A 7107-nucleotide genomic window follows, 5' to 3' on the forward strand; every position below is an offset into this window, starting at 1 on the left:
AATAAATTCATCAGAAAGGCTTTTAATTTTGAGTGATTGTGAGTTTCAAGAGAACATCAGTACCTCCTGAAACTCCTCACGGCTGACACAAGATTCTACTCAATTAGATAGGACAACATAAACCGCCAGCCCGTTGACTAAAGCGGGAGTTTTCCTGATAATCTACCGGACAATCAATAATGGTCGGAATTTCTTGATTTAAAGCCTCTTTCAGAATTGGAACTAAATCTGTAGTTGATTCTACACGATAGCCTTTTAATCCCATACTTTCTGCAAATTTAACAAAGTCAGGATTGCCAAATTTGATAAAGGAAGATTCCCCAAATTGGTCGTTTTGCTTCCATTCAATTAATCCATAACCGCCATCATTAAAGATTAATGTTACAAACGGTGTTCCAACTCGTAAAGCGGTTTCCAATTCTTGATTATTCATCATAAACCCGCCATCTCCTGTCACCGCTACCACTTTACGATCTGGATAAATTAATTTAGCCGCAATCGCACCTGGAATGGCAATTCCCATCGCCGCAAATCCATTAGAAATTAAACAAGTATTCGGACGTTCACAATGATAATGTCTCGCCATCCACATTTTATGAGCGCCAACATCAGTAATAACGATATCTTCTGGCCCCATCACTTGACGCAAATCATAAATAATTTTTTGCGGTTTAATCGGAAAGCCATCATCTTGAGCATAATCTTCGTAATCTTTGCGAATATCTTGTTTTAATTTCAAAGCATAAGGTTCGGGTTTTCCTGTGCGATCTGAACGCCTTAAAATTTCATGAAGCGAGTCAGAAATATCCCCAATAATTTCAGCAATGGGAATATAACTACTATCGACTTCTGCGGGAGTTTCACCAATATGAATAATGGGTGTTTTACCTTGAGGGTTCCATTTTTTCGGGGAATATTCAATTAAATCATAGCCAACGGCAATAATTAAATCCGCTTTATCAAAGCCACAACTAATATAATCCCGCAGTTGTAAACCCGTTGTCCATAAAGCTAAAGGATGGGTATAGGGAATCACTCCTTTTCCCATAAAGGTATTCACAACCGGAATATTCAGTTGGGTGGCAAATTCCGTTAAAGCTGCACTCGCATTTCCGCGAATGGCTCCATTTCCCGCTAAAATTAAGGGACTATTGGCTTTAGAAATGGCGATCGCCGCAGCATTCATGCTTTGATAAGCAGAATACACTTTTTCCCGATTATCTTGTTTTAAAGGATAGCCTTCTACAGCCATACTGGCAATATTTTCAGGAAGATCAATATGCACGGCTCCTGGTTTTTCTGATTGCGCTAATTTAAAGGCTTTTCTGACAATTTCAGAGGTAATACTAGGGCGAACAATTTGAGCATTCCATTTGGTAACGGGAGCAAACATTGCTACTAAATCCAAATATTGATGGGATTCAATGTGCATTCGATCGGTTCCCACTTGACCGGTAATTGCCACTAATGGAGCACCATCTAAATTAGCATCTGCAACCCCGGTCATTAAATTAGTGGCACCAGGGCCTAAGGTTGATAAACAGACTCCGGCACGTCCGGTTAAACGACCATAAACATCGGCCATAAATGCCGCGCCTTGTTCATGACGAGTCGTAATAAATTTGATGGAGGAGGTTTTCAAGGATTCAAGAATTTGCATATTCTCTTCACCCGGTAAACCAAAAATATACTCGACTCCTTCATTTTCTAAACATTTCACTAACAGTTGTGCTGTATTCATATATTTTCAAAAAGAATAGAACCTGATACTTAAAACCCAATAAAACTGACACAGAAACCTAGAAATTAATAGATTTCTTATTTCATCCAAACGGTTTTAATATTCACAAATTCGTGAATGCCTTGGATGCTTAATTCTCGTCCGTAACCGGAACGTTTGATCCCGCCAAAAGGTAAGCGAGGATCGGATTTAACAAAACCGTTAATAAAGACTGCACCCGCTTCTAATTCTCGAATTAAACGCTGTTTTTCGGCTTGATTTGTTGTCCAAGCACTCGCACCTAAACCGAAAATTGTGCTATTAGCAAGGGTAATGGCTTCATCTAAAGAATTGACGCGAAAAATTAACGCCACTGGCCCAAAGAATTCTTCACGATAAGCGGGGGCTCCTTCAGGAATTTGGGTTAAAATTGTCGGCGGATAAAAATTCCCTGGACAATCTAGGGGTTGACCTCCAATTAAGACTTTGGCTCCCAGTTCAACACACTGTTGAACTTGATCCTGCAACTCCGCTAAAATATCTGGGGTTGCTAACGGCCCCACTTCGGTATCTGCTAACATTGGATCACCAATTTTTAAAGCGGCAAATTTTTCAGCTAAACGGCTTTCAAATTCATCAGCAATTTCTGACATTAAAATAAACCGTTTGGCTGCAATACAAGATTGTCCATTATTTAACATTCGTGCGGTAACGCCTGCTTCAATTGCTGCGTTTAAATCTGCACTTTCTAAGACAATAAACGGATCACTTCCACCTAATTCTAAAACGGTTTTTTTAATATTTTGACCCGCTAAAGATGCTAAACTTGCTCCTGCGGGTTCACTTCCGGTTAAAGTTCCGGCTTTGACACGATCATCACTAATAATTTGAGCGACTTGATTTGAACTAATTAATAAGGTTTGAAATACCCCGTCAGGAAATCCGGCTTTTTGAAAAATTTCGGCAATGGCTAAGGCGCATTGAGGCACGTTAGAGGCGTGTTTGAGTAAACCGACATTTCCCGCCATTAAAGCAGGTGCGGCAAAACGAAAGACTTGCCAGAAGGGAAAATTCCAAGGCATGACTGCTAAAATTGCCCCTAAAGGTTCATAGGAAACAAAGCTATGAGTGGCGTCGCTGGAGACAGGAACATCGGCTAAAAATTGGGCTGCATTTTCTGCATAATAACGACAAACGGAAGCACTTTTTTTGACTTCTGCGATCGCAGCAGTAATGGGTTTTCCCATTTCTAAGGTCATGATTTGAGCGTAGGTTTCCGCGTTTTCTTCCAGAAGATTTGCTGCGGACTGCATCCATTGTGATCGTTGTTCAAAGGGTATTCGCCGATAGTCTCTAAAGGCGCGATCCGCTAGAGCTAAAGCGTTCTCAATTTCGGCATCTGTCAAGGCGCTAAAGGTTTTGACCGTTTCGCCTGTTGCCGGGTTAATTGTAGCAATGCCCATCATTGATTTTTTAGTTTTAAGTTACAATTAAAGTTTTACTTTTTTTATGGTAACGCTTAAAAACTCTCTATTTTCATCGAAGGGATGACTCATCCATGACTCGATACAAAACTGAACAATACTATAACTAAATTTAAGGTTCTTAACAATAAGAATAAAAAGTTAATAGAGAGAATTAAACAAGATCAGTCATTGAACAGGAGTCTTCTTGTAAAAAAATAGATATTTCTTTTGATTTTTAGGGTCGGAGCTTGACAGGTTCTCTCAACAGTTCTATTAAGCTATAAAAGGCGGGTTTAGGTTGATAGTTTTTATCAAAAATTAACGCTGCATCAGGATTACCTGTAAATTGAGGAATCCATGAATACGCATCCGTAAATCCCCAGGTTACGAAGGCTTTACAGTTCTTTGCTTCTAAACAGACTTTCAGCATCTCGCGATAAATTTTAGCTTGCTCTGCTAATCTTTCTTCTGTTGTTCCCGTCCCGTTTTGGATTTGTACATCCATTTCCGTAATATGTACGTCCAATCCTAACTCAGACAACCGTAGTATATTGTTCGCGACGGCTTGAGGTGAAGGTGCAGAATTTAACCCAACGTGCATTTGCAATCCTACACCATGAATGGGAACTCCTTTTAAGAGCAGTTTTTCTACTAAACTATAGATGGCATCGGACTTTCGCCCCCGTCCTTCCCCGCCATAGTCGTTATAAAATAATTGGGCATCGGGATCAGCTTCGTGCGCCCAGCGAAAGGCCATTTCGATATAGTCTGAGCCAATGGTTCGTCGCCAAATCGTATCTCTCAAGGTTCCGTCATCGGTGATCGCCTCATTCACGACATCCCAAGCCATCACCTGTCCACGATAATGTCCCACCACCCGATGAATATGCTCCCGCAAAATTGCGATCGCTTCTTCCCTTGTCCATTCTTTTTCGGTTAACCATTGGGGTAATTGGTTGTGCCAAACTAGGGTATGACCGCGTAAACTCATGTTATTGTTCTTTGCAAAGGTGGCGATCGCATCTGCTTGTTCAAAATTATACCCCTGGCGAGTCGGACGCAATGGTTGAAACTTCATGGCATTTTCTGGCGTGACCAAATTGAACTGTTCCGCCAAGGTTTGCCGATAATTGGGTTGATTCTGTAAGGCTAATGCGTTAACCGCAGCACCAATTTTAAGACCCCGTTGGGTAGCCAGTGATCGCAAAGATGCAGTCGTGGTTTGAGCAATATTGACCGGGGTTTCCTCGGTTGTCACCTCACCCGGAATCACCAATGGAGAGAAGCATAGTCCCGTTAGTCCCCCCACTGTTAGTAAGCTCAATATTGCAAACCACCGCAATTTCATTTTAAATCTCCTAGAAGCCTGCTGGATTAACTTCAATTAACGATGCCAAATGGTTTTATTTCCGGGTTGATCAATTAACGTTATACCTAATGCTTTTAATTCATCTCGAATGCGATCGCTTTCTGCAAAATTCTTAGCTTTTTTCGCTTCTAACCGTTGCTGAACTAACGCTTCAATTTCACTATCACTCAATCCTAACTCCTGACTTTCCTCTGGTTTTGCTTCTAACCCTAATACTGTTGCTAATTCTACTAAGGTTTGCCAATATTTTTGTAGAGTTTCTGGTGAGGTTTCTGGGGTTCCGCCATGTACTAAAATATTGCGATCGCGTTTTAATTCTTTGGCTAATTCAAAGACCACTGCTAACGCTTCTGGTGTATTAATATCATCATCCATTGCGGTTTTAAAGCGTTCAATCGCCTGTTTTTCAATTGGTTTTTTTTGTAGATTAAACCCTAACTTTTCGCCATATTCATGATGAAATAATAAAGCTTCTTTTATCGTATTCCAGCTATTTTCAGCAGAAGCGATCGCGTCATCCGTAAAATCTAAGGGTTTACGATAATGAGCTTGTAACACAAATAAACGCACCACCATCGGGTCAAGGGGTGTATCTAATAAACCCCGAATTGTGGTAAAATTTCCCAAAGATTTTGACATTTTTTCTCCACTGACTCGCACCATGCCATTGTGCATCCAATACCGAGATAAAGGTTGATGGGTTGCGGCTTCCGACTGGGCAATTTCATTTTCATGATGGGGGAAAATTAAATCCCCACCACCGCTATGAATATCAATGGTATTTCCTAATATTGATTTGACCATTGCAGAGCATTCAATATGCCATCCAGGGCGACCATTTCCCCAGGGAGATTCCCAAGCAGGTTCGCCTAATTTTGCAGCTTTCCAGAGGGCAAAATCCGAGGGATCTTTTTTCTTCATCGCTTCAGGATCAGATAAAGAAACCCGTCCTCCTGCGCCTGCTTGCAGTTGTTCCTGTTGTCGTCCTGATAATTTTCCATACTCAGGAAATTGATTCACACTATAGTAAACATCCCCATCCACTGCATAAGCAACTCCTTGTTTTTCTAATTCTTGAATCAGTTGAATAATTTGGGGAATATGTTCAGTTACACGAGGATAATTATCAGCATCTTTAATATTTAATCGGCGAATATCTTCAAAATACGCTTGAATATATTTCTCAGAAACTTCCTGCATGGTTGCGCCTTCTAATTTGGCACGGTTAAGAATTTTATCATCAATATCGGTAAAATTCTGAATATAATTGACGTGATATCCTGAATATTCTAAATAGCGTCTAACGGTATCCCAGACAATATAGGATCTAGCATGACCTAAATGACAATAATCATAAACCGTCACCCCGCAACAATACATTTTTACCGTCCCGGTTTCTAACGGTTGAAAATCTTCTTTTTGGCGAGTTTGAGTATTATAAAGTTTGATTACCATATTTTTTTATAATAGAGAATAGGGAATTACGAATAAAGGCGGGGAGACCCCGCCCCTACCGATTAACATTTGACTTCTGTAAAAAAACAACTTCTTGCGCCTGTATGACAAGCAATATTGCCAATTTGTTCTATTTTTAATAATAAAGTATCGGCATCACAATCATAATATAAAGATTTAAGTTTTTGAATATGTCCTGATGTGGCTCCTTTGTGCCATAATTCCGAACGAGAACGGCTCCAATAGTGAACTTCTTTAGTTTCTAGGGTTTTTTGAATGGATGCTTTATTCATCCAAGCCATCATTAATACGGTTCCATCTTCTGCATCTTGAGCGATGGCTGGAATTAACCCTTGGTCATTAAATTTTAAGGTTTCTATCCACAGATAATTTTGATTCATTGCTCGGTTAAATTGTCAAGTATTGTTTCAGATTCCTGATCCTTCAGAATGAAAATTCGGATTACAACTAACCGCTTTTTTCTTGAGGGTTTGGAAAATATTATAAAATCCGTTAGCCCGCGAGGGAGTTAAACTCGCTTGTAACCCCGTTTCTTGAATAAAATCTGGTTGGAGTTCGACAATTTCTATGGGGGTGAGTCCGTTCATTCCCATAATTAAAAAAGCCGCTAATCCTTTGGTTAATTGAGAGTCCGAGTCGCCTTGAAATTGAACTTTTCCTTGTTCATCTAACTCAGCAATCACATAAACCTGGGACACACAACCGGGAACTTTATTATCAGCAATTTTCTGATCTTCAGGAAAGGGGGGGAGTTTTTGGGCGATGGTCATTAATTGTTCATAGCGTAATTTATTAGAAGAAGCGCGTTTAAAACGCTGTACCATCCGTTCTAAAGTAGGCGGTAAAGGGGTTGCAGTGGAAGACATGATCCAGAACAATACAATTTCTCCCTCAGTGTAGCAGGTGTTGGCAAGTCAGGAGTTTATTGCTGTCACACCCCGTAGGGGCGAGGTATCCTCGCCCTTAAAGGGATACTATGACCCTTTTAGACACCGAATGGCTTCTAATAACCCCCGTGCTTTATTCAGGGTTTCTTCATATTCTTTTTGCGGTTGGGAGTCAGCAACAACACCCGC

The 7107-nt window shown here is 40.4% G+C and carries 6 protein-coding genes; all 6 read right to left on the bottom strand.

The window, feature by feature from the left end; all coding sequences use genetic code 11:
- Positions 1-103 precede the first annotated feature (103 nt).
- A complete protein-coding gene (locus ACKPEB_RS08325) occupies positions 104-1741 on the bottom strand; it encodes an acetolactate synthase large subunit (protein ID WP_408964413.1) in 1638 nt (545 codons plus the stop codon).
- 77 nt (positions 1742-1818) lie between these two features.
- Positions 1819-3183 (bottom strand): NAD-dependent succinate-semialdehyde dehydrogenase, encoded by a 1365-nt coding sequence (locus tag ACKPEB_RS08330; RefSeq protein WP_408964420.1) that lies wholly within the window; start codon positions 3181-3183, stop codon positions 1819-1821.
- 238 nt (positions 3184-3421) lie between these two features.
- Positions 3422-4534 carry an endo-1,4-beta-xylanase gene (locus tag ACKPEB_RS08335; RefSeq protein WP_408964415.1) on the bottom strand — a complete coding sequence of 371 codons (1113 nt, stop codon included), beginning with the start codon at positions 4532-4534 and terminating at the stop codon, positions 3422-3424.
- Positions 4535-4570: 36 nt separating this feature from the next.
- Positions 4571-6010: a cysteine--tRNA ligase gene (cysS, locus tag ACKPEB_RS08340; protein ID WP_408964416.1), complete on the bottom strand. Its 1440-nt coding sequence runs from the start codon at positions 6008-6010 to the stop codon at positions 4571-4573.
- Positions 6011-6072: 62 nt separating this feature from the next.
- Positions 6073-6411 carry a phosphoribosyl-AMP cyclohydrolase gene (hisI, locus tag ACKPEB_RS08345; RefSeq protein ID WP_408964417.1) on the bottom strand — a complete coding sequence of 113 codons (339 nt, stop codon included), beginning with the start codon at positions 6409-6411 and terminating at the stop codon, positions 6073-6075.
- A gap of 27 nt (positions 6412-6438) precedes the next feature.
- Positions 6439-6897: a SufE family protein gene (locus ACKPEB_RS08350; protein WP_408964418.1), complete on the bottom strand. Its 459-nt coding sequence runs from the start codon at positions 6895-6897 to the stop codon at positions 6439-6441.
- Positions 6898-7107: the final 210 nt, after the last annotated feature.

The sequence above is a fragment of the Planktothrix sp. genome (genome assembly GCF_046067725.1).
Lineage (GTDB): Bacteria > Cyanobacteriota > Cyanobacteriia > Cyanobacteriales > Microcoleaceae > Planktothrix.

Bases quoted from the DNA above. Each gene is read 5' to 3' on its own strand.
- ACKPEB_RS08335 (WP_408964415.1), bottom strand. From the start codon at position 4,534: ATGAAATTGCGGTGGTTTGCAATATTGAGCTTACTAACAGTGGGGGGA.
- ACKPEB_RS08350 (WP_408964418.1), bottom strand. From the start codon at position 6,897: ATGTCTTCCACTGCAACCCCTTTACCGCCTACTTTAGAACGGATGGTA.
- hisI (WP_408964417.1), bottom strand. From the start codon at position 6,411: ATGAATCAAAATTATCTGTGGATAGAAACCTTAAAATTTAATGACCAA.
- ACKPEB_RS08330 (WP_408964420.1), bottom strand. From the start codon at position 3,183: ATGGGCATTGCTACAATTAACCCGGCAACAGGCGAAACGGTCAAAACC.
- ACKPEB_RS08325 (WP_408964413.1), bottom strand. From the start codon at position 1,741: ATGAATACAGCACAACTGTTAGTGAAATGTTTAGAAAATGAAGGAGTC.
- cysS (WP_408964416.1), bottom strand. From the start codon at position 6,010: ATGGTAATCAAACTTTATAATACTCAAACTCGCCAAAAAGAAGATTTT.